Here is a 21,511-nt window from a genome sequence, read left to right on the forward strand (position 1 = left end):
ATTGCGGGTTTCCCCTGGCGAGCGCCACGCGCGCACCCCCACATGAACCCCATACAGATCGGCGTGGTCATGGGCTCCAGCAGCGACTGGGACACCATGCAGCACGCAGTTGCCATTCTTGAGCAGTTCGGCGTCGCGCACGAGGCGCAGGTGGTCTCGGCCCACCGCATGCCCGACGACATGTTCCGCTACGCCGAGGCCGCCGCGGGGCGGGGCCTCAAGGCCATCATCGCGGGCGCGGGCGGCGCGGCCCACCTGCCCGGCATGATTGCCGCCAAGACCGTGGTGCCGGTGCTCGGCGTGCCCGTGGCCAGCAAGCACCTTTCGGGCGTGGACTCGCTGCACTCCATCGTGCAGATGCCCAAGGGCGTGCCCGTGGCCACGTTTGCCATCGGCGCGGCCGGCGCGGCGAACGCGGCGCTGTTCGCCGTGGCCCTGCTGGCCAACAACGACCCGCAGCTGCGCGCCAGGCTCGAGGCCTTCCGCGCCGAGCAGACCGAGGCCGCGCGCGCCATGCGTCTGCCCCCGGTGGCGCCATGAGCGCGGGCGACGTGATCCTGCCCGGCGCCACGCTGGGCGTGCTCGGTGGCGGGCAACTGGGCCGCATGTGGGTGCAGAAGGCCCAGGCCATGGGCTACTTCACCGTGGTGCTCGATGCCGACCCCACCAGCCCCGCGGGCCTGGTGAGCCACCACCACATCCGCACCGGCTACGAGGACGCGCAGGGCCTGGCCGAGATGGCGCGCCTGTGCGCCGCCGTGACCACCGAGTTCGAGAACGTGCCGGCCGCCTCGCTCGACCTGCTGGCGCAGAGCCTGCGCGTCTCGCCCGCGGGCGGCGCCGTGGCCATCGCCCAGGACCGCGCGGCCGAGAAGGCGCATTTCGTGCGCTGCGGCGTGCCCGTGGCGCCGCATGCGGTGATAGCAACGCCCGAAGAGCTGGCCGCCGTATCGGCCGATCTGCTGCCCGGCATCTTGAAGACCGCGCGCATGGGCTATGACGGCAAGGGCCAGGTGCGCGTGCAGACCGCGGCCGACCTGGCCGGCGCCTGGGAGCGGCTCGGCCGCGTGCCCTGCGTGCTCGAGAAGATGCTGCCGCTGGCCCATGAATGCTCGGTCATCGTCGCGCGCGGCCGCGACGGCAGCATGGTGCACCTGCCCGTGCAGCGCAATCTGCACCGCGACGGCATTCTGGCCGTGACCGAAGTCTTTGAAGGAAATCTGCCCGCAGCGCAGACCCATCAAGCGCTGACAGCTGCGAAAAGCGTAGCGGATGGCCTGAACTACGTGGGCGTGCTGTGCGTGGAGTTCTTCGTGCTGCAGGACGGATCGCTGGTGGTCAACGAGATCGCGCCGCGCCCGCACAACAGCGGCCACTACAGCCAGGACGCCTGCGACGTCTCGCAGTTCGAGCTGCAGCTGCGCACCATGACCGGCCTGCCGCTGGTGCAGCCGCGCCTGCACAGCCCGACCATCATGCTCAACCTGCTCGGCGACCTGTGGTTCGCCCAGGGAGACCAGCCCGTCACGCCCGACTGGGCGCAGGTGCTGGCCCTGCCCGGCTGCCACCTGCACCTGTACGGCAAGCGCGACGCCAAACCCGGGCGCAAGATGGGCCACCTGAACGTGACCGGCGCCACGCCCGAGGCCGTGCGCGCCACGGCGCTCCAGGCCGCGGCCATCCTCGGCATCGCGCCGTTCTGAGCGGGGCCTGCATGATCCTCGACGGACGCCTGGACGCCTCGGTGCAGGCCGCAGCGCAGGCGCTGGCGCGCGGCGAGCTGCTGGGCCTGCCGACCGAGACCGTCTACGGCCTCGCGGCCGACGCCGACAACGAGGCCGCGGTGGCGCAGATCTTTGCCGCCAAGGGCCGCCCGGCCGACCACCCGCTGATCGTGCATGTGGCCGACAGCGCCGCCATCACGCATTACGCCAAGGAGGTGCCGCTGTTCGCCCAGCAGCTCATCGACGCCTTCTGGCCCGGCCCGCTCACCCTCATACTGCCGCGCCTGCCCCAGGCCGCACGCGCCGCCACGGGCGGGCAGGACAGCGTGGGTCTGCGCTGCCCGGCCCACCCCGTGGCGCACGCCGTGCTCGCCGCCTGCCAGCGGCTTGAGCCCCCCGTCTGGGGCGTGGCCGCGCCCAGCGCCAATCTGTTCGGCAAGGTCAGCCCGACGACCGCCCAGCATGTGGCCGAGGCCTTTGGCGAGGCGCTGGCGGTGCTCGACGGCGGCGCCTGCGCCGTGGGCATCGAATCGACCATCATCGACTGCACGCGCGGCGTGCCCGTGCTGCTGCGCCCGGGCGCCATCTCGCGCGCCGACGTGCAGCGCGTCTGCGGCATCGCACCACTATCGAAAGAAGAGCTACCAGCGCATACCCCACGGGCGTCAGGCACACTTTTGGCCCATTACGCCCCCACGGCACGCGTGCGCCTCATGGACGCCAGGCAGCTGCAGGCCGGGCTCGATGTGCTGGGCGCCGACGCGGCCCACCTGGCCGTGTACGCGCGCGCCGCGCTGCGCACGGCATCGGCCAAGGTCGTGCTGCGCCGCATGCCCCAGGATGCCGCCGCCGCGGCCCAGCAGCTGTTTGCCACGCTGCGCGGCTTCGACGATGCCGGCGTGAAACTCATCTGGATAGAAACCCCGCCCGACAGCCCCGACTGGGAGGGCGTGCGCGACCGCCTGCAGCGCGCCGCGGCGGCGGCTTGACACACAAGGCTTACACTCTCGCACCCTTGAACATGGAGAAATACATGGCAGCAAACTGGATGCGCCGCAGCCTCTTGGCGGCCGCCTGCGCCTCGGCAACCCTGCTGGCCGCCTGCGGCTCCAGCAGCATCGACTCGGCGATCTCGCCCAGCCGCATCATCACCTTTGGCGACGCCATGGCCGATGTCGGCCAGAAGGGCTCGAGCTACACGGTCAACGATGGCAGCACCAACAACTGGACGGCGCAGTTGGCCGCGCAATACGGCCTCACGATCAAGCCGGTGTCGGCCGGCGGCCTGAGCTACGCCCAGGGCAACGCACGCATCACGGCCACGCCCGACGCCGCCGGCGACTCCAGCACGCCCACGGTGGCGCAGCAGGTCGACCAGTTCCTCGCCAATCCGCAGTTCACCGACAACGACGTGGTGCTGGTGAGCGCCGGCGCGAGCGACATCATCGCCGGCATGGCCGCCGTGCAGGCCGGCAGCCTGACCGAGGAGCAGTACATCGCCGCGGCCGGCCAGGCCGGCAAGGATCTGGCCCAGCAGGTGATCCGCCTGTCCGATGCCGGCGCCAAGCACATCGTCGTGACCGGCAGCTACGACCTCGAGCGCAGCCCCTGGGCCAAGGGCCTGGGCAAGCAGGCGCTGATCCACAACGCCAGCCAGCGCTTCAACGACGACCTGAAGATCAACCTCGAGAGATATGGCAAGACCGTGCTCTACGTGGATCTGGCCTACTACGTGAACCTGTTCGAGGCCAACCCGGGCAGCTACGGCTTCGACAGCAGCAGCCAACCCGTGTGCACCTCGGTGGACGCCGGGCCCGGCATCGGCATAGGCGCGGGCGAGGTGAACTCCGCCCTGTGCACCACCTCCACCCTGCTGGCCGGAGCGGACCAGAACCGCTATCTGTTCGCCGACAAGGTGTATCTGACGCCGGCAGCCCATCGCCTGTTTGGTGACTACGCCTACAACCAGCTGCGCGAGCGCTGGTAATCAGCCCTTTTGCTGCGTTCACAATGACAAAGCCGACCCGCGGGTCGGCTTTGTTGTTTGCGGTACCCCGGATCAGAACGTATAGCCGGCGTTGATCGTCAGCACCACGGGGTGGAAGCGGATGTCGATCTGGCGCTGCACCCCGGCCGTGTGCGTGGTCAGGCGGCTCTTGACGCGCGCCGTGGCCAGGGCGCCGGTAATGGACCAGCGGTCGTTGATGCGATAGCTCAGGCCCACCTGGCCCGCGAGGCCCCAGGAGTCGGTCAGGCGGATGTCCGTGGGCCCGCCGTTGAGCGCGTTGTTGGCCGCCGTGGACTTGCGCTTGTCGAAGTTGGTGTAGTTCAGCCCGACACCGACGAAGGGGCGCCACTGGCTGCTGGCATCGCCGAACTTGTAGTTGAAGAACAGCGTGGGGGCGATCTGGCGCACCTCGGCCACCTTCTGGCCATTGAAGGCCGCGATGTGCGGCGGCAGCGAGGACGCGATCTTGGCCGTCACGTCGTGGGTGGGCGGGTAGCCCAGGGCCAGCTCCAGCTCCATGTTCGGGTTCAGGCCATAGGCCACGGACAGGAACAGCGTGGCCTTGTCCTTCACCTTGATGCTGATGCCGGACGGCGGCCCCGGCAGCATGGGACCCACGGCGTCGGTGGCCGAGGAATGCGGGGCGATGTGTGTGAGGCCCCCGCGCACCGTCCATTGGGCCGATGCGGCGGTGCACAGCGCCAGCAGCGCGGCGCCCGTCAGGGCATGGGAAAACTTGCGACTCATGTCGTGAATACTCCTTGGAATTGGCTTCAACCGCCCGAGGCCAGCACCTGCTGGAAGAAGGCACGTGCGGCCACATTGCAGAACGGCGGCACGAGCGAGCCGTGGTAGGCCTGCACCACCGCATTGGCGCCACCCTGGGCCGCCACGCCCGCCTTGGCCTGGGCAAAGCCGGCCTTGACGGCGGCAAACGGGTCGCTTGCGCCCGTGGGCGCGGAATCGACATCGAGCACGGTGAGCAGCCCGGCCGGCAGCGCCAGCGGCGAGGGGGCACTCCACAGGCCCTGCATCAGCGTGGTGTTGGCCTGATAGAACACCGTCGGGTCGGCATTGCCGCCGCACAGCAGCACCGGGCGCTGGGGCGCCCAGTTGCGCAGGTCGTTGGCCTTGAAGGCCTTGCGCAGCGGGTGCTGGGGCGCGACCGCCTGGGCGCCCGTGGTCACGCTGGGCACGGCGCCGTCGGGGTTGGCGATGGCGTCCTGCAGATAGGCCAGACGCGCGCTGTTCTTCACCAGGTTGTTGCTGCCGAAGCCGAGCGCGAACAGCGGCGCGAGCGCGGGCGGCTGCGTCGGCGGCGTGATGCCGGCGAACGCGGGCGCGGGCGGCGTGCTGCTGAACATCTGCGTCTGCGGCAGCTTGCCCTGGGCGATCAGCTCGCTCAACGGCGTGGCGGAGGGCAGCAGGGTATCGATGCCCGTGGCGTACGCGGCCTCGAACATGTCCGAAGGCTGGGCGTAGAGGTTGCCGTAGGCCTTCTGGTAGCTCGCCGCCAGCAGCGGCGTGAACACGGTCGCGCCCAGGTTCACGTTGCCGTAGTACACGGCATCGCCGAACGCACCGAGGGCATAGGGGCCGGACATGGGGGCCGACGCCGTCACCGCCTGCCCGGCAGCCTGCAGCGCGCGGTGCGTGGCCATGGCCACATGGCCGCCCTGCGAGTAGCCGGTGACGAGCAGTTTGCCGCCGTCCTGGCCATTGATGCGCGGCAGCGCCTTGCGCGCCGCGGCGAGCGCATCCATCATCTCCTTGGACTGCTGGTCCGCGTTCAGGTAGGGGTGGTAGCCGAGCCTGGAGACGTCATAGCCCGCGTAGTTGGGCGCCACCACGATGAAGCCCTGGGCCGCGTACATGGCGGCCAGCAGCGTGCCCTCGGAGGCGCCGGGGCGGCCCTGCTCCGTGATGTCGGCGATGTTGTAGGCGCGGTCGGTGGTCGTGCCATGGGCATAGAGCACCACCGGGCGCGGGCCGCTGCAGCCCGCCGCATCGCCCGCGGGCACCATGAGCGCGCCCGAGGCATTGGTCGCCTCGCCCGCGCCGCCCACGGTGCCGTACTCGATGTAGTGGATGTTCACGCCGCACTTGGGCGTGCCCGCAAGCGCCAACAGGCTCTGCCCGCTGGCGTTGGCCGCAAGCCGGTCCTTGAGCTCGGCCGCGCCGATGGCCGTGACGCGCAGCGGTGGGTTGTGCACCAGGGAGCCACGCGACCCGCTCAGGTCGGTCTCGCTGCTGCCGCCCGTGTCGGATCCCCCGCCACAGGCCGCCAGCAGGGCCGTGGCACTGGCCATGGCCAGCCCAGTCCATTTGTTCATCGCAGATCTCCCGGAGTAAATAGAACGAACGTTCGTTTTTAAAACGACTGCGATCGTACTCCCGGGATGCGTCCGCAGCGACGCGGGTAACTACCAATACAAGGCGAAGCGCTTCAATGATCGAGGTCGCGCGCCGTCCAGTCGACCAGCGCGTCCAGCGCGGGCCGCGCGGCGCCGGCGTTCTCGTGGTTGACCATGGCCACCAGCGCATAGCGCCGGCCGCTCGCGCCCAGCACATAGCCGGCCAGCGCCGTCACGTCGCGCAGGCTGCCGGTCTTGAGGTGTGCCGCACCCTGGCTCGGCCCGTTCCTGCGGCGCAGCGTGCCATCGACCCCGGCCAGCGGCAGCGAGGCCATGAACTCCGGCATCACCGGCGCGGCCCAGGCCTGCTGCAGCAGGCGTGCGAGCGCGCGCGCCGTCACGCGCGCCTCGCGGCTCAGGCCGGCGCCGTTGTCCACCACCGGGGCATCGGCGCCGGCCATGCGCTGCTGCCACCAGCGCGAGAGCACCTCGCGCGCGGCATCGAAGCTGCCCTGGCCGCCCTTGTGCAGCCCCAGCGTGAGCAGCAGCTGCTGCGTCATGACGTTGTTGCTGTGCTTGTTGATGTCGCGCACCACCTCGGCCAGGCTGGGCGAGCGCAAGCTGAACGCCGGCTTCAGGCCCGCGGGCACCTGGCCGTCGCGCACGCGGCCCGTGAGCCGGCCACCCACCTCGCGCCACATGCCGGCCACGGCACGCGCCGCGTAGCCCGATGGATCGGCGGGCGCCACGGCCCATTCGCGCGCGCCACAGGCCGGCGGATAGGCGCCCGCAAAGACGATGCGCGCGGCATCGGCCAGCTCGGCGCGCAGGGCCGCGCGCCAGTCGCCGCAGCCCTGGGCCGCACGCGCCAGGGGCACGCTCGTGGGCAGATCCATACCCGCCAGCGGCGGCGTGTAGCGCACGCGCGCCACGCCCGCCGCGGCATCGGGCTGAAAGTCCATGACCAGGGCCTTGTAGTTGAGCAGCAGCGCATCGGGCGACACGTTGTAGGGGCGCCAGGGCTCGCCATCGAACTGCGCCGGGTCATGCGCAGGCAGCACAAAGGCGCTGCGGTCGAGCACGATGTCGCCGTCGATCTGCGCCACGCCCTGGGCGCGCAGGCGCTGCATGAGCAGCCACAGGCGCTCGACGACCAGCGCCGGATCGCCCTGGCCCTGGATGTAGACATTGCCGCGCAGCAGGCCGTCCCGCGGCGGCGCGTCGAGATAAACCGGCGTCTCCCAGGCAAAGGCCGGCCCGAGCAGGTCCAGCGCCGCAAAGGTGGTCACAAGCTTCATCACCGAGGCCGGGTTCTGCGCCCTGTCGCCCTGGTGCACGAGCCGCGCGGCCGCACCCTCCTGCACCGGCACCACCATGACCGACAGCGCGTCACGCGGCAGCGCCGCGCGCTGCAGCGCCGCGTCGACGGCCGCGGGCAGCGTGCCGACGGCGCCCGGAAGGGCCGCTGGCCCCGCGGCGCAGGCGCACAGGCCGATGGTGGCAATGGCGACGCCGAGCAGGCGGCGGCAGAAGGAGGCGAGAGACCCAGGCAGCATGGCGCACGAGTCTACCCATGCGGCGCGCCATGGCAGCCGGGCCGATAATCGGGCGCTTCATGAAGCTCCTCGCCTTTGACACCAGTACCGACATCCTGACCATTGCCGTGCAGCATGGCGCGCATTGCCACGCGCACCAGGGCCCGGGCGGTGCCCAGGCGTCGACCACGCTGATCCCCGCCATCAGGGCCCTGCTGGCCCAGGCCGGCCTCGGTTTTTCCGAGCTCGACGCCGTGGTGTTCGGCCGCGGGCCGGGCTCGTTCACGGGGCTGCGCACGGCCTGCTCCGTGGCGCAGGGGCTGGCCTTTGGCGCGCGCGGCGGCCAGGGTGTGCCCGTGCTGCCCGTGGACACGCTGCTGGCCGTGGCCGAGCAGGCGCGCGCCGAGCGGGGCTGCACGCGCGTCGTGGCCACGCTCGACGCGCGCATGGACGAGGTCTACAGCGCCGCATTCGAATGGCTGGCCGACGCCAGCGCGCCCGGCCAGAGCGGCTGGCGCGGGCCGCAGGACTTTGACCTCTGCGCCCCCGAGGCCGTGCGCGTGCCCGCGGGCTGGACCCTGGCCGGCAACGCCCGCGCGGCCTACGGCGCGCGCCTGGCGCCCGACGCGCCCGATGCACCCGATGTGCACTGCCTGCCCACGGCCCAGGCCCTGCTGCGCCTGGCCCCGGGGCTGCTGGCCGCGGGCCAGGCCGTGGCCGCGGACGCCGCGCTGCCGCGCTACATACGCGACAAGGTGGCCCAGACCACCGCCGAACGGGAGGCCGCGCGCAACGCCGCGACGGCAGCGCGCACATGAGCGCCATGCCCCAGTCCCCCGACGCCACCGAGGTGCGCTTCGAGCCTCTCACACCTGATGGCCTGGACGCGCTCATGGCCATTGAGGAGATCGCCTACAGCCACCCCTGGACGCGCGGCAACTTCATCGACGCACTGGCCGCGGGCTACCAGGTCCAGCTGCTCATGGCCGGCGAGCAGCTGCTGGGCTACTTCGTCGCCATGCCCGGCGTGCAGGAGGCGCATTTGCTCAACATCACCGTGGCACCGGCCTTCCAGCGCCAGGGCTGGGCCCATGTGATGCTCGATGCACTGGCCCTGTGGGCGCGGGGACAGGGCGCTCTGTCGCTGTGGCTGGAGGTGCGCGTGAGCAACACGCGCGCGCGCCAGATCTATGAGCGCCATGGCTACCGCAGCGTGGGCCTGCGCAAGCAGTATTACCCGGGCACGGACGGCCGGCGCGAGGACGCCGTGGTCATGAGTCTGCCGCTATGAGCCTCGATCTGGACGCGCGCCAACGCGCCATGCTGCAGGAGATGGGCGTCACGGTCTGGGCGCCGCAGCCGGCCGCACCCATGCCTGCGCCCGCACCCGCCACCGCCGCCAGCCCGGCCCCGGCCGGTGATCCGGCCCGTACTTCGGCTCATACTCCGGCCGCGCAGCCGCCCGCCCGACCACCGGCACGCCCGCCAACCACGCCAGCGCGGGCCCCTGCCGCTGCGCCCCACCCGGTGGGCTCTGGCGCGGCGCCAGCCGCCCCCGCCGGCGCCGCCGGCCTGCTGCTGCAGCCGCCCCAGGCCCTGTACCCGCAGGCCGATGCCGCGGCCACACCGGCCGCCCTGGGCGCGGCCTGGCTGGTGGTGCTGGAGAGCCCCACGGCCCACCCCGCGCTGGCGGCCGATGTGGAGCAGCTGCTGGACAACATGCTGCGCGCCATGGGCCTGCACCGGCATCCGCGCACCTTTGTCGCGCGGCTCGAGCGCGTGGGCGCGGGCGCCCCGGCCGGCACCGGCCAGGAGCCGGGCGTGGGCCTGCAGCAGGCGCTGGCCCAGCTGCGCCCATCCATGGTGCTGGTGCTGGGCCTGGCCGCGGCGCGCGCGGTGCTCGGCAACCGTGAGCCGCTGGGGCGCCTGCGCGCGGGCGCGCACCACCTGGCCGACGGCACGCCCGCCGTGGTCAGCTACGACCCGGCCTACCTGCTGCGCGCGCCCGAGGCCAAGGCAGCGGCCTGGGCCGATCTGTGCCGCGCGCTGGCCCTGGTGCGCGAGGCCGAACACCGCTGAAATCCGCCGAAAACCACGCAACAGCGGGCCTGCGCCGGCCGGCGCGGGTTGGCTGCGGGTGCGATAATCGCCGGCTTACATATCCAGGACATGGAACCATGGAAACCTACCCCAGTTGGTAGCTTTCAGCCTCCCGGCCTGCCGAGGGGCTGAAAGCGCCTCAGCCCCCATCGACAGCACAACAAACACCGGGAACTTGAGCCATGCTCAACATCTTTTCGCTCGTCAACGGCCGCCTCGTGCAGGAGGAGATCGACTCCCTGGAGGAGCTGACGCGCTTTCAGCCCATCTGGGTCGACCTGGAATCGCCCACGCTGCAGGAAAAGCGCTGGATCAAGCAGCATTACGGCCTGTCCATCCCCGAGGATGCGATGGACGACGACATCGAGGAGTCGGCGCGCTTCTACGAGGAAGACAACGGCGAGCTGCATATCCGCAGCGACTTTCTGATCGATGACGACGAGGATCCGCGCTCGGTGCGCGTGGCCTTCATCCTGAACCAGCACAACGCCGAGCTCAAGAGCCGCGGCGTGCTGTTCTCCATCCACGACGAGGACATCCCGGTCTTTCGCCTGCTGCGCCTGCGCGCACGCCGTGCGCCGGGCCTGATCGAGGATGCCAAGGAGGTGCTGCTGGCGCTGTTCGACGCCGACGTGGAATATTCCGCCGACACGCTCGAGGGCATTTACGACGACCTCAAGAAGGTCAGCTCCCAGGTGCTCGAAGGCCACATGACGGACGACTACGCCCAGCATGTGCTGGCCGACATCGCCCGTCAGGAGGATCTGAACGGCCGCATACGCCGCAACATGCTGGACACGCGCCGCGCCGTGAGCTTCATGATGCGCAGCAAGATGCTCGACGCAGAGCAGTTCGAGGACGCGCGCCAGATCCTGCGCGACATCGAGTCGCTGGACAGCCACACGCAGTTCCTGTTCGACAAGATCAACTTCCTGATGGATGCCACGGTCGGCTTTCTGAACATCAACCAGAACAAGATCATCAAGATCTTCTCGGTGGCCAGCGTGGCGCTGCTGCCGCCCACGCTGATCGCCAGCGTCTACGGCATGAACTTCCGCGTCATGCCCGAGCTGGAGTGGCAGCATGGCTACGCCTACGCCATCGGCCTGATGGTGGCCAGCGCCGTCGTGCCCATGCTGTACTTCCGCAAGCGCGGGTGGCTGAAGTAGGCGCGCCTGAGTCGCGCCTGGTTTTTGGGAGTCAAATTCGGCTCTAACGCTTGCTGGGCAAGCGCGAACAGCTATGTTTTCGAAAGCCCCTGCAGCAGTCCATGGACGATGCCGTCGGCATAGCGGCTCGCCACATGGGTGACGAAGTGCGGAAAGTCCACATGGGCGGCGTCGTCCGCGCGGTCCGAGATGGTGCGCACGGCGGCAAACGGCAGGCCGTAGTCGTGGCACACCTGGGCCACGGCTGCGCCCTCCATCTCCACGGCCAGGGCCTCGTGGCCGGCCATGCCCAGGGCCTGGCGCAGCGCGCCCGACTCGGCCGAGGTGGAGACAAAGCGGTCACCGCTGATGATCAACCCCTGGTGGGCGCGCGCCGCGCGGCCGGCGTTCCCGGTCGGATTCATGGCATCAGATTGACCTGCAGCGCCCGCCAGATAAGCGTTGGCAGCTTCAAATAGCGTAGTAGACAGGTCCGCATCGCAGGGCATGCGCGCGCGCCCGTAGCCGGGCAGTTCCCAGCGCGCGAAGATGGGCGATGCGTCCATGTCGTGCTGCAGAAAGTCCCGCGCCACGACCACGTCGCCCACCTGCACGCCATCGCCCAGGCCACCGGCCACGCCGGTGAACACCATGCGCCGCGCGCCGAATCGCTCGGCCAGCAGCGTGGCCGTGGTGGCCGCCGCCACCTTGCCTATGCCCGACAGCGCCAGCACCACGGGCTGGCCGTAGAGCTCGCCGCGCCAGAAGCGGCGGCCCGCATGCTCCAGGGCCTGGGCGCCGTGCAGCGCGTGCATGAGGCTGCCCTGCTCTTCGGGCAGGGCGCTGAGGATGGCGGTGGTCATGGCAGGGCAGACGTGAAAAAGCCGGGATTATCCCGGCCCGCGCATGGCTTTCGGCGGCAGCGCTATTTTTTGTCGCGCAGCTCGCGCCGCAGGATCTTGCCCACGGGGGTCTTGGGCAGCTCGGTGCGGAACTCGACGATCTTGGGCTGCTTGTAGCCCGTGAGGTTGGTGCGGCAGTAGTCGCGCACCTGCTCCTCGGTGAGCGCCGGGTCTTTCTTGACGATGACGAGCTTGACGGCCTCGCCCGTCTTCTCGTCGGGCACGCCGACGACGGCGCATTCGAGCACGCCGGGGATCAGCGCCACCACGTCCTCGACCTCGTTGGGATAGACGTTGAAGCCGCTGACCAGCACCATGTCCTTCTTGCGGTCGACGATCTTGAAGTAGCCGCGCTCATCCATGATGCCGACGTCGCCGGTCTTGAAGTAGCCGTCCTCGGTCATGACCTTGGCGGTTTCGTCGGGGCGCTGCCAGTAGCCGGCCATGACCTGCGGGCCCTTGATGGCAATCTCGCCGGGCCTGCCGCTCGCGGAGATGTCCTGCCCCTCGTCGTCGAGGATGCGCATGTACGTGCTCGGGATCGGCACGCCTATGGTTCCCGAGAACTCCGTGGCCGTGACCGGGTTGCAGCTGGCCGAGGGGCTGGTCTCGGACAGGCCATAGCCCTCGCAGATCGGGCAGCCGGTCTTCTTGAGCCACAGCTGCGCCACGGCCGCCTGCACGGCCATGCCGCCGCCCACCGACACCTTGAGGTGGCTCCAGTCCACCTTGCCGAAGTCGGGGTGGTTGGCCAGGCCGTTGAACAGGGTGTTGACGGCCGGAAAGCTGTGGAAGCGGTGCTTGGACAGCTCCTTGAGCACCGCGGGCAGGTCGCGCGGGTTGGGGATGAGGATGTTCTTGCCGCCCGTACGCATGAACAGCATCATGTTCACGGTGAAGGCGAAGATGTGATAGAGCGGCAGCGCGCACACGGCCGTGGGCTGCTCGCCGGCCGGTATCTTGGACATGACGGGCGAGTTCCAGGCCTCGGACTGCAGCACGTTGGCGATCACGTTGCGGTGCAGCAGCACGGCGCCCTTGGAGACGCCCGTGGTGCCGCCCGTGTACTGCAGCAGGGCGATGTCATCCGGCCCGAGCTCGGGCTGCATGAGCCGCGCACCCGCACCCTTGGCCAGCGCGTCGTTGAAGCGCACCGCGCCCGGCAGCTGGTAGGGAGGCACCAGCTTCTTGACATTGCGCACCACGTAGTTGACGAGCATGCCCTTGAGAAAGCCCATCCGGTCGCCCATGGCGCACAGCACCACATGCCTGACGCCGGTGTTGGCGATGCAGGCCTGCAGCGTGGCGGCGAAGTTCTCGACGATGACGATGGCCTTGGCGCCCGAATCCTTGAGCTGATGCTCGAGCTCGCGCGGCGTGTACAGCGGATTGACGTTGACGACCACGAAGCCCGCGCGCAGCACGGCGGCGACGGCAATCGGGTACTGCGGGATGTTGGGCATCATCAGCGCCACGCGATCGCCACGGGCCAGGCCCAGACCCTGCAGATAGGCCGCCAGCTGCCGGCTCAGCGCATCGGTCTCGGCGTAGCTGATGTTCTTGCCCATGAAGCTGTAGGCCGTGCGGTCCGCGTAGTCGCGAAACGCCTGTTCCATGAGCTGCACCAGCGACCGGTACTGCGTCGGGTCAATGTCGGCAGGAACCCCCTGCGGATAGGCGGCCAACCATGGTCGATCACTCATCATCCCGTCTCCTCGTCTGTTCTGTTGGATACAAAAAAACCGTGCCAGAGAATCTAGCACGGTCGTGCTTTTTTGGCGAGGATTATGCCGCGTCAGAGTTTGAGCGCGGTCAGCACCTCGTCAAGCATCTTCTTCGCGTCGCCAAACAGCATGCGGTTGTTCTCCTTGTAGAACAGCGGGTTGTCCACGCCCGCGTAGCCCGAGGCCATGGAGCGCTTCATGACGATGGAGTGGCGCGCCTTCCAGACCTCGAGCACCGGCATGCCGGCGATGGGGCTGTTCGGGTCCTCCATGGCGCTCGGGTTGACGATGTCGTTGGCGCCAATGACCATCGCCACGTCGGCCTCGGGAAACTCCTCGTTGATCTCGTCCATCTCCATCACGATGTCGTAGGGCACCTTGGCCTCGGCCAGCAGCACGTTCATGTGGCCGGGCATGCGGCCGGCCACGGGGTGGATGGCGAAGTGCACCTCCACGCCCTTCTCGCGCAGCGTCTGGGTGATCTCGTACACCGTGTGCTGCGCCTGGGCCACGGCCATGCCATAGCCGGGCACGATGATCACGCGCTTGGCCTCGCGCAGCATCTCGGCCGTCTCCTGACTGCCGATCGGCACGACCTCGCCCTGCGGCTCGGCGGCGTCACCCTTCTTGGCCGGCGCGCCGCCGCCCGAGCCGAAACCGCCAGCGATCACGCTGATGAAGTTGCGGTTCATGGCGTTGCACATGATGTAGGACAGGATGGCACCCGAGGAGCCCACGAGCGCACCGGTGACGATGAGCAGGTCGTTGCTGAGCATGAAACCCGTGGCCGCGGCCGCCCAGCCCGAGTAGCTGTTGAGCATGGAGACCACCACCGGCATGTCGGCACCGCCGATGGCCATGACCATGTGGATGCCGAACAACAGCGCGATCACCGTCATCACGATGAGCGGCAGCATGCCGGCCTGCACGTCATGGGCGGCCAGGAATTCACGGCCGAACCAGATCACGACCAGCAGCGCGGCCAGGTTGAGCCAGTGACGCGCGGGCAGCAGCAGCGGCTTGCCGCCGATGCGCCCGGCCAGCTTGCCGAAAGCGATCAGCGAGCCCGAGAAGGTGACCGCGCCGATCAGAATGCCGACGTAGATCTCCACCTCGTGGATGGTCTTTTCCGCCCCGGTGAACTGCACCGAGGTGTCGACATAGCTGGCAAAGCCCACGAGGCAGGCCGCCAGACCCACCAGGCTGTGCATGAGGGCCACGAGTTCGGGCATCTGCGTCATCTTCACGATGCGGGCGGCGTACAGGCCAATGCCGCCGCCGACCACCAGTGCGCCCACGATCCAGGCGTAGCCGGCGGCGGTGACGCGGGGGCCGAAGACGGTGGCCAGCACCGCCAGCGTCATGCCGATGATGCCCAGCCAGTTGCCCCGGCGCGAGGTTTCCGGGTTGGACAAGCCCCCCAGGCTCATGATGAAAAGTATGGCGGCCCCCAGATAGGCCACCGTTGCAAGGCTTTGCGACATGTTGTTATCTCCTTGTCGTTGTTCTTATTTGCGGAACATGGCCAGCATGCGGCGCGTGACCGCGAAGCCACCGAACATGTTCACGGCCGTGAGCACCAGGGCGGCAAACGCCAGCCATTGGATCAGGCCGTCGGGCCGACCGTCCGCGCCCGCCCCCGGCGGCGCGATCTGCACCAGCGCGCCGATGGCGATGATGCTGGAGATGGCGTTGGTCACGCTCATGAGCGGCGTGTGCAGCGCCGGGGTGACGTTCCACACCACCATGTAGCCGATGAAGCAGGCGAGCACGAACACCGTGAAATGCCCGAGGAAGGCGGCCGGCGCATAGGCGCCGATGAGCCAGAACAGCACGGCGCCGATGGCAAACACCACCGTCAGCGCGGTGGCCGACATGGGTGCGGGCGCGCCATGGGCGGATTTCTTCTCGGCCACGGGCGCGGCCGCGGCCTTGGGCGCGGGCGCGGGGGGCTGTTTCAATGGCGGTGCGGGCCAGGTGACGGCGCCGTCCTTGATCACCGTGAGGCCACGGATGGCGTCGTCCTCCATGTTCACCAAGGCCTGGCCGTCCTTGGCCTTGCACAGCTCCTCCATCAGGCGCAGCAGGTTGGTCGCGTACAGCGTGGAGGACTGCTTGGCCAGGCGCGAGGCGAGATCGGTGTAGCCGATGATGGTCACGCCGTGGCGCACCACGGCCTCACCGGGCACGGTGAGCTCGCAGTTGCCGCCCTGCTCGGCCGCCATGTCGACGATGACGCTGCCGGGCTTCATGCTCTGCACCATCTCGGCGGTGATCAGCTTCGGAGCCGGCTTGCCCGGAATCAGCGCCGTGGTGATGATGATGTCGGCGTTCTTCGCCTCGGTGGCGTACATCTCGCGCTGCGCGGCCTGAAAGCCTTCGCTCATCACCTTGGCGTAGCCGCCGCCGCCCGAGCCCTCTTCCTCGTAGTCCACCTTGACGAACTCGCCGCCGAGCGACTTGACCTGGTCGGCCACCTCGGCGCGCGTGTCATTGGCGCGCACGATGGCGCCCAGGTTGGCCGCCGTGCCGATGGCCGCCAGGCCCGCGACGCCCGCCCCTGCGATGAACACCTTGGCCGGCGGCACCTTGCCCGCCGCCGTGATCTGCCCATTGAAGTAGCGGCCGAACGCGTTGGCCGCCTCGATCACCGCGCGGTAGCCAGAGACGCCCGCCGTGGAGGTAAGCGCATCCATCTTCTGCGCACGCGAGAGCGTGCGCGGCAGGCAGTCCATGGCCAGCACGGTGGCCTTTCTGGCCGCGAGCTGCTCCATGAGCGCGGGGTTCTGCGCGGGCCAGATGAAGTCGATCAGCGTGCCGCCTTCGCGCATCAGCGCCACTTCGTCACTGCTGGGCGGACGCACCTTGAGCACGATGTCCGAGGACGCCCACAGGGCTGCTGCGCCATCGACGATCTCGGCCCCGGCGGCACGGTAGGCGTCATCGCCGAAGTTCGCGGCCTCGCCGGCGCCCGACTCCACGGCCACCGTGAAGCCGAGCTTGATGAGCTTTTCCACCACGTCGGGCACGGTGGCAACGCGCTTTTCGAGCGGAAAGATTTCCCGCGGCACGCCTATGCGCTGCGGTTGCGGGCTGGGGTTGGTCTGCATGAGAGGTCTCCTCGAGTTTGGTAATCGTTATGCAGCGCCGGCAGCGCATGCCGCGTCAGGAACCCGGCGCGGCGAAGGGAAAGGGCGGAATGGCCAGATAGCCATCCATCATGCCGGTGCTCACGCGCACGGCCCGGGCCAGGTCATGCCCCCATTGCAGGGCTGGACGGCCGGCGACCAGAAAATCTTCGTTTGTGCGCACGGGTGGTGTCAGCAGGCGCTGGTCGATCAAGGCATCCACCGTCACCATTGCGCCACTGGCCGTGGTGTAGTGATGGTGGATGTGCGAATGCGGTTGACCCAGCGTCAACCCATGGGTCTGCAATGCCCGCGCAAAGGCGGGATGGTTCTGGTTCAGCCATTGCGTACCGTGCACCCAGCGCTTCAGACGCAGACAGTCCTGGCGCACGCGGCTGCCCGCGGTGACATCGTCAACAAACACACCCTGCTGGGGCGGGCAGCTGCCCGTCCAATGCACGGCGGGCTCACGCTCGTTGGTCCGGTTGGTCTGCACGCGCAGCACGGCCAGCAGCTGGCCCTGGGCCCCGCGCAGCGCCACCAGTCTGGTCTGCAGGCTGATCTGCCCGTTCGGTTCGGGCAGGAGCGTGACCGCTTCATTGGCAGTGTCCAGGCTCTCCCATGCGCCCTGCGGCAACACCAGGCGCGCACGACCTACGGGGTACTCCCATTGTTGCGCTGTCATGGGGGCACAGGCAGCCAGCGCTGCCGCAGCACAGGACAACAAGCAGCGGATGGCCAGTTTCTTCAGATTCATGGGGGAGTCGGGCTTGGAAGATTCCATTTGCGCGCGCCGATGCAGTGGGCGCAGCTGACCATGAGCTTACATGAAGAACCCCCGCGCCCTGCCAGACAGGCGCCAGTTTGGTGCAGGCGCACAACGCAGGTGCAAAAAAAGACCCGGCGGCTGCCGGGTCTGTGTCGGTCACCGGGGACGCGCCCCAGGGGCATCAGTTCACGAGCTGACGCAACTCGCCCGCGACGTAGCGCGCGGCCATCTGCTCGAGCGTGTGGCCCTTGATCTTGGCGCCCTGGCCTTCGCAGCCGAACTCGAGGTAGCGCTGCTTGCACACGGCCTTCGCGGCCTCGCGCGCGGGCTTCATCCATTCGCGCATGTCGAACTTGTCCGGGTTCTCATACTGGAACTTGCGCACCGCGCCCGTCATGGCCATGCGAATGTCGGTGTCGATGTTGATCTTGCGCACGCCATGCTTGATGGCCTCCTGGATCTCCTTGACCGGCACGCCATAGGTCTGCTTCATCTTGCCGCCGAACTGGTTGATGATGTCCAGCAGGTCCTGCGGCACGCTCGATGAGCCATGCATCACCAGGTGGGTGTTGGGAATGCGCGCATGGATTTCCTTGACGCGCGAGATGGCCAGCACGTCGCCCGTGGGCGGGCGCGTGAACTTGTAGGCGCCATGGCTGGTGCCGATGGCGATGGCCAGGGCGTCGAGCTGCGTGGCCTGGACGAAGCGCGCAGCCTCCTCGGGGTCGGTGAGCATCTGGCTGTGGTCGAGCTTGCCGACCGCGCCGATGCCGTCCTCCTCGCCGGCCTCGCCGGTCTCCAGGCTCCCCAGACAGCCGAGCTCGCCCTCGACGGTGGCGCCGACCTTGTGCGCCATGGCCACCACTTCCTGGGTCACGCGCACGTTGTAGTCGAAGTCGGCCGGGGTCTTGCCGTCCTCCCTGAGGCTGCCGTCCATCATCACCGAGCCGAAGCCCAGGTTCAGCGCGCCCTGGCACACGGCGGGGCTGGTGCCGTGGTCCTGGTGCATGACCAGCGGAATGTGCGGATAGGCCTCGGCGGCGGCGGCGATCAGGTATTTGATGAAGCTCTCGCCGGCGTATTTGCGCGCGCCGGCGCTGGCCTGCAGGATGACGGGGGCGCCCACCTCATCGGCGGCGGCCATCACGGCCTGCACCTGCTCCAGGTTGTTGACGTTGAAGGCGGGGATTCCATAGCCGTTGTCGGCGGCATGGTCGAGCAGTTCGCGCATCGAGACGAGAGGCATGGGGTGAATCCGTTCGAGGGTTGAGAAAACGCGGCGGTAACCGCTTGGTAACCGCCGATTCTAACCACCCCACCCCCAGGCCCCGCGGCGCCCCACGGGCGCGTCCTGCGCGTCGGCCTCACGGGCTCACGGTGCCCGGCAGATCTTGAGCATGTTGGTACCGCCGGGCTGGCCCATGGGCTCGCCGCAGGTGATCACGTACAGGTCGCCCTGCTGCACGATGTTGCGCATCTTCAGATGGCTCTCGGCCTGGGCCAGGGCCGTGTCGCGGTCGGCGCTGGTGTCCATGAGCAGCGGGCGCACGTTGCGGAACATGGCCATGCGCCGCTGCGTGGCGATCTTGGGCGTGAGCGCGTAGATCGGGATGTGGATGCGGTGGCGGCTCATCCACAGTGCCGTGGAGCCGCTGTCGGTCATGGCGACGATGGCCTTGGCGCCCAGGTGGTGCGCCGTGAACAGCGCCCCCATGGCCACCGACTGGTCGACGCGGCCCACGGTCTGGCCCTCGAAGTCGGCATCGCGGTCTGGGTCCTCGGCAGCCTCGGCCACGGCGCAGATCTTGGCCATCTCCTCCACCGTCTCCAGCGGGTATTTGCCGGCGGCGGTCTCGGCGCTGAGCATCACGGCGTCGGTGCCGTCGAGCACGGCGTTGGCCACGTCGCTGACCTCGGCACGCGTGGGCACGGGGTTGGTGATCATGCTCTCCATCATCTGCGTGGCGGTGATCACGACCTTGTCCATGTCGCGCGCCATGCGGATCATCTTCTTCTGCAGCGCGGGCACGACGGCGTTGCCCACCTCCACGGCCAGGTCGCCGCGCGCGACCATGATGCCGTCGGAGACGCGCAGGATTTCCTCCAGGCGCGGAATGGCCTCGGCGCGCTCTATCTTGGCGATCAGGCCGGGCCTGTGGCGGAACTCGGCCGCCGCCACGTTGCACAGCTGGCGCGCCATCTCCATGTCGGTGGCGTTCTTGGGGAAGCTCACGGCCACGTAGTCGGCCTGGAAGCTCATCGCGGTCTTGATGTCCTCCATGTCCTTGGCCGTGAGAGCCGGCGCCGTGAGGCCGCCGCCCTGCTTGTTGATGCCCTTGTTGTTGGACAGCTCGCCGCCAATCGTCACCGTGGTGTGCACGGACTCGCCGCGCACCGCGTCCACCTTGAGCACGATGAGGCCGTCGTTGAGCAGCAGCGTGTCGCCCGGCTTCACGTCGCGCGGCAGCTCCTTGTAGTCGAGGCCCACGCCCTGCAGGTCGCCGGGCTCGGTACGCGAGGCATCGAGCACGAAGGACTGGCCCGCCTCCAGCATCACCCGCCCCTCGGCAAACTTGCCCACGCGGATCTTCGGGCCCTGCAGGTCAGCCATGATGGCCACCTCGCGGCCCGCGCGCTGGGAGGCCTCGCGCACCATGGCGGCACGCTCCACATGGTCACGCGCCGTGCCGTGGCTGAAGTTCAGCCGCACCACGTTCACGCCGGCGGCGATCATGCGCTCGAGCAGCAGCGGGTCGCTGGACGCGGGGCCCAGGGTGGCGACGATCTTGGTGGCGCGGCTGCTTCGCATGTTCATGGCGGGTTCCTGAAGTCCGTTCGATGTAATCGGGTTTCCATTTTTGCACAGAAAGCGTTACATCAAACGCTGTCGTGGTCACGCCGACCCGGACTGCTGCGGGCGCGCAACGCGCCGGCGGGGGCCATTCCACGAGGGAGAGAACGGTCCCGGCCTGGGCGCCCCGGAATGACTGATATTCCGCCGTACCCGGGTTTCATGGTCGGCCCGCCAGCGTGCGCCGCATGGCGCGCGGGCGGAGCGCCGCGCCTGGCGCTCACTCGAGCGTGATTTTGGCGTTCTTGATGATCGGGCCCCACTTGGCCCGTTCCTGGGCGATGAACTTGCCGTAGGCCTCGGGCGTGCCACCGGCGACGATGCCGCCGCTGCCCTCGATCATCTGGCGGATGTCGCTCTGCTTGAGCGCCTCGTTGACGGCCTGGTTGAGCCTTGCGATCACGGCGTCGGGCGTGCTCGCGGGCGCGATCATGCCCAGCCAGTTGTACGACTCGAAGCCCTTGATGCCGGCCTCGTCCAGCGTGGGCACGTCGGGCAGCACCTTCAGGCGCTTCTTGCTCGAGACGGCCAGCGCGCGGATCTTGCCGGCCTGGATCGAGGGCAGCGCCGCGTAGCCCATCTCGAACATGAAGGCCAGGTGCCCGCCCATGAGGTCGGTGGCCGCCAGCGCCCCACCCTTGTAGGGCACGTGGGTCATCTCGGTCCTGGTGTCGTAGGCCAGCAGCTCGGCCGAGAGGTGATGCGCGCCGCCCACGCCCGAGGAGCCGTAGCTGAGCTTGCCCGGATTGGCGCGTGCGAAGTCCACGAGTTCCTTGACGCTCTTGAAGCTCTGATTGGGTGCGATGGTGAGAAACAGCGGCGCCTCCTCGATGAGGATGATGGGCTTGAACGCCTTCTCGGCGTCGTAGGGCATCTTCTTCATCAGCATGGGGTTGGTGACCAGCGGCGCGGGCGAGCCAAAGCCGAAGGTATGGCCGTCCGTGGCCTTGGCGATCACGTCGGTGCCGGTCACGCCGCCGGCGCCGCCACGGTTGTCCACGATGACCGGCTGGCCCAGCACCTTGCCCAGCGCATCGGCAATCTTGCGCGCACGCGTGTCGGCAAAGCCGCCGGCCGCATAGGGCACGATGAGCCTGACGGTTCGGGTGGGCCAGGCCTCCTGCGCGTGTACGGCCGGGCTGGGGAGCAGCGCCGCGAGCAGCAGGGCACGGCGGGGCAGGGACAAGGGTGCGTGGGGCATGGCGCCATCTCCTGGGTAAGACCGGCCCGCAGCAGGCCGCAGCGGCGCCCATTGTGCGCCTTTGCCC

19 protein-coding genes are annotated in these 21,511 nt (G+C 68.9%); 8 read left to right on the forward strand and 11 right to left on the reverse strand.

The annotated features are described in order from the left end of the window. Positions 1-42: 42 nt before the first annotated feature. From purE to ABUE11_RS16970, 4 genes are read left to right on the forward strand one after another with little or no spacing between them, the layout of a single operon-like run. Positions 43-540 carry a 5-(carboxyamino)imidazole ribonucleotide mutase gene (gene purE, locus ABUE11_RS16955; RefSeq protein ID WP_367066583.1) on the forward strand — a complete coding sequence of 166 codons (498 nt, stop codon included), beginning with the start codon at positions 43-45 and terminating at the stop codon, positions 538-540. Further along, entirely contained in the window at positions 537-1,703 is a 1,167-nt protein-coding gene (locus ABUE11_RS16960) for a 5-(carboxyamino)imidazole ribonucleotide synthase (RefSeq protein ID WP_367066584.1), read from the forward strand. The genes purE and ABUE11_RS16960 overlap by 4 nt, the downstream gene beginning before the upstream one ends. Positions 1,704-1,714: 11 nt before the next feature. Continuing rightward, positions 1,715-2,713: an L-threonylcarbamoyladenylate synthase gene (locus ABUE11_RS16965; RefSeq protein ID WP_367066586.1), complete on the forward strand. Its 999-nt coding sequence runs from the start codon at positions 1,715-1,717 to the stop codon at positions 2,711-2,713. Between the two features lie 44 nt (positions 2,714-2,757). Then, the gene (locus ABUE11_RS16970) at positions 2,758-3,711 is read left to right on the forward strand and encodes an SGNH/GDSL hydrolase family protein (protein WP_367066587.1); all 954 of its coding nucleotides are present in this window, start codon (positions 2,758-2,760) and stop codon (positions 3,709-3,711) included. A gap of 72 nt (positions 3,712-3,783) precedes the next feature. Here ABUE11_RS16970 and ABUE11_RS16975 read toward each other — a convergent pair whose 3' ends face one another. From ABUE11_RS16975 to dacB, 3 genes are all read right to left on the reverse strand, one after another. Further along, entirely contained in the window at positions 3,784-4,479 is a 696-nt protein-coding gene (locus ABUE11_RS16975) for an OmpW family outer membrane protein (protein WP_367066589.1), read from the reverse strand. A 26-nt stretch (positions 4,480-4,505) separates the two neighbouring features. After that, complete coding sequence (locus ABUE11_RS16980; protein ID WP_367066591.1) at positions 4,506-6,065, reverse strand: alpha/beta hydrolase; 1,560 nt, start codon at positions 6,063-6,065, stop codon at positions 4,506-4,508. Between the two features lie 113 nt (positions 6,066-6,178). Continuing rightward, a complete protein-coding gene (gene dacB, locus ABUE11_RS16985; protein WP_367066592.1) occupies positions 6,179-7,642 on the reverse strand; it encodes a D-alanyl-D-alanine carboxypeptidase/D-alanyl-D-alanine-endopeptidase in 1,464 nt (487 codons plus the stop codon). Positions 7,643-7,701: 59 nt separating this feature from the next. On the opposite strand from dacB, the gene tsaB reads away from it, so the two are divergent. The 4 genes from tsaB (at position 7,702) to corA (ending at position 10,890) form a co-directional block, all read left to right on the forward strand. Continuing rightward, the gene (gene tsaB / locus ABUE11_RS16990) at positions 7,702-8,439 is read left to right on the forward strand and encodes a tRNA (adenosine(37)-N6)-threonylcarbamoyltransferase complex dimerization subunit type 1 TsaB (protein ID WP_367066593.1); all 738 of its coding nucleotides are present in this window, start codon (positions 7,702-7,704) and stop codon (positions 8,437-8,439) included. Next, positions 8,436-8,912 (forward strand): ribosomal protein S18-alanine N-acetyltransferase, encoded by a 477-nt coding sequence (rimI, locus tag ABUE11_RS16995; protein ID WP_367066595.1) that lies wholly within the window; start codon positions 8,436-8,438, stop codon positions 8,910-8,912. The genes tsaB and rimI overlap by 4 nt, the downstream gene beginning before the upstream one ends. Then, entirely contained in the window at positions 8,909-9,700 is a 792-nt protein-coding gene (locus ABUE11_RS17000; RefSeq protein ID WP_367066596.1) for a uracil-DNA glycosylase family protein, read from the forward strand. Before rimI ends, ABUE11_RS17000 begins: the two co-directional genes overlap by 4 nt. Positions 9,701-9,903: 203 nt before the next feature. Then, the gene (gene corA, locus ABUE11_RS17005) at positions 9,904-10,890 is read left to right on the forward strand and encodes a magnesium/cobalt transporter CorA (protein WP_367066597.1); all 987 of its coding nucleotides are present in this window, start codon (positions 9,904-9,906) and stop codon (positions 10,888-10,890) included. A gap of 71 nt (positions 10,891-10,961) precedes the next feature. On the opposite strand, the gene ABUE11_RS17010 is transcribed toward corA, so the two are convergent. From ABUE11_RS17010 to ABUE11_RS17045, 8 genes are all read right to left on the reverse strand, one after another. Then, positions 10,962-11,732: a 5'-methylthioadenosine/adenosylhomocysteine nucleosidase gene (locus ABUE11_RS17010; RefSeq protein WP_367066599.1), complete on the reverse strand. Its 771-nt coding sequence runs from the start codon at positions 11,730-11,732 to the stop codon at positions 10,962-10,964. A gap of 62 nt (positions 11,733-11,794) precedes the next feature. Then, positions 11,795-13,474 (reverse strand): long-chain-fatty-acid--CoA ligase, encoded by a 1,680-nt coding sequence (locus tag ABUE11_RS17015; protein WP_367066601.1) that lies wholly within the window; start codon positions 13,472-13,474, stop codon positions 11,795-11,797. Between the two features lie 92 nt (positions 13,475-13,566). Next, entirely contained in the window at positions 13,567-14,979 is a 1,413-nt protein-coding gene (gene pntB / locus ABUE11_RS17020; RefSeq protein WP_367066603.1) for a Re/Si-specific NAD(P)(+) transhydrogenase subunit beta, read from the reverse strand. A 24-nt stretch (positions 14,980-15,003) separates the two neighbouring features. Further along, entirely contained in the window at positions 15,004-16,605 is a 1,602-nt protein-coding gene (locus ABUE11_RS17025; RefSeq protein WP_367066605.1) for a Re/Si-specific NAD(P)(+) transhydrogenase subunit alpha, read from the reverse strand. A gap of 55 nt (positions 16,606-16,660) precedes the next feature. Continuing rightward, complete coding sequence (locus ABUE11_RS17030; RefSeq protein ID WP_367066606.1) at positions 16,661-17,308, reverse strand: hypothetical protein; 648 nt, start codon at positions 17,306-17,308, stop codon at positions 16,661-16,663. A gap of 265 nt (positions 17,309-17,573) precedes the next feature. After that, positions 17,574-18,638 carry a class II fructose-bisphosphate aldolase gene (gene fba, locus ABUE11_RS17035; protein WP_367066607.1) on the reverse strand — a complete coding sequence of 355 codons (1,065 nt, stop codon included), beginning with the start codon at positions 18,636-18,638 and terminating at the stop codon, positions 17,574-17,576. Between the two features lie 126 nt (positions 18,639-18,764). Next, a complete protein-coding gene (gene pyk, locus ABUE11_RS17040; RefSeq protein ID WP_367068854.1) occupies positions 18,765-20,201 on the reverse strand; it encodes a pyruvate kinase in 1,437 nt (478 codons plus the stop codon). A 262-nt stretch (positions 20,202-20,463) separates the two neighbouring features. Continuing rightward, positions 20,464-21,444, reverse strand: a complete 981-nt coding sequence (locus ABUE11_RS17045) for a tripartite tricarboxylate transporter substrate binding protein (protein WP_367066608.1) — start codon at positions 21,442-21,444, stop codon at positions 20,464-20,466. Positions 21,445-21,511: the final 67 nt, after the last annotated feature.

Origin of the sequence: Oryzisolibacter sp. LB2S (genome assembly GCF_040732315.1) — a bacterium.
In the GTDB taxonomy this organism is placed as follows: domain Bacteria; phylum Pseudomonadota; class Gammaproteobacteria; order Burkholderiales; family Burkholderiaceae_C; genus Alicycliphilus; species Alicycliphilus soli.

Excerpts from the sequence above, each read along its gene's own strand:
- purE (WP_367066583.1), top strand. The coding sequence starts at position 43 with ATGAACCCCATACAGATCGGCGTGGTCATGGGCTCCAGCAGCGACTGG.
- ABUE11_RS16960 (WP_367066584.1), top strand. The coding sequence starts at position 537 with ATGAGCGCGGGCGACGTGATCCTGCCCGGCGCCACGCTGGGCGTGCTC.
- ABUE11_RS16965 (WP_367066586.1), top strand. The coding sequence starts at position 1,715 with ATGATCCTCGACGGACGCCTGGACGCCTCGGTGCAGGCCGCAGCGCAG.
- ABUE11_RS16970 (WP_367066587.1), top strand. The coding sequence starts at position 2,758 with ATGGCAGCAAACTGGATGCGCCGCAGCCTCTTGGCGGCCGCCTGCGCC.
- ABUE11_RS16975 (WP_367066589.1), bottom strand. The coding sequence starts at position 4,479 with ATGAGTCGCAAGTTTTCCCATGCCCTGACGGGCGCCGCGCTGCTGGCG.
- ABUE11_RS16980 (WP_367066591.1), bottom strand. The coding sequence starts at position 6,065 with ATGAACAAATGGACTGGGCTGGCCATGGCCAGTGCCACGGCCCTGCTG.
- dacB (WP_367066592.1), bottom strand. The coding sequence starts at position 7,642 with ATGCTGCCTGGGTCTCTCGCCTCCTTCTGCCGCCGCCTGCTCGGCGTC.
- tsaB (WP_367066593.1), top strand. The coding sequence starts at position 7,702 with ATGAAGCTCCTCGCCTTTGACACCAGTACCGACATCCTGACCATTGCC.
- rimI (WP_367066595.1), top strand. The coding sequence starts at position 8,436 with ATGAGCGCCATGCCCCAGTCCCCCGACGCCACCGAGGTGCGCTTCGAG.
- ABUE11_RS17000 (WP_367066596.1), top strand. The coding sequence starts at position 8,909 with ATGAGCCTCGATCTGGACGCGCGCCAACGCGCCATGCTGCAGGAGATG.
- corA (WP_367066597.1), top strand. The coding sequence starts at position 9,904 with ATGCTCAACATCTTTTCGCTCGTCAACGGCCGCCTCGTGCAGGAGGAG.
- ABUE11_RS17010 (WP_367066599.1), bottom strand. The coding sequence starts at position 11,732 with ATGACCACCGCCATCCTCAGCGCCCTGCCCGAAGAGCAGGGCAGCCTC.
- ABUE11_RS17015 (WP_367066601.1), bottom strand. The coding sequence starts at position 13,474 with ATGAGTGATCGACCATGGTTGGCCGCCTATCCGCAGGGGGTTCCTGCC.
- pntB (WP_367066603.1), bottom strand. The coding sequence starts at position 14,979 with ATGTCGCAAAGCCTTGCAACGGTGGCCTATCTGGGGGCCGCCATACTT.
- ABUE11_RS17025 (WP_367066605.1), bottom strand. The coding sequence starts at position 16,605 with ATGCAGACCAACCCCAGCCCGCAACCGCAGCGCATAGGCGTGCCGCGG.
- ABUE11_RS17030 (WP_367066606.1), bottom strand. The coding sequence starts at position 17,308 with ATGACAGCGCAACAATGGGAGTACCCCGTAGGTCGTGCGCGCCTGGTG.
- fba (WP_367066607.1), bottom strand. The coding sequence starts at position 18,638 with ATGCCTCTCGTCTCGATGCGCGAACTGCTCGACCATGCCGCCGACAAC.
- pyk (WP_367068854.1), bottom strand. The coding sequence starts at position 20,201 with ATGCGAAGCAGCCGCGCCACCAAGATCGTCGCCACCCTGGGCCCCGCG.
- ABUE11_RS17045 (WP_367066608.1), bottom strand. The coding sequence starts at position 21,444 with ATGCCCCACGCACCCTTGTCCCTGCCCCGCCGTGCCCTGCTGCTCGCG.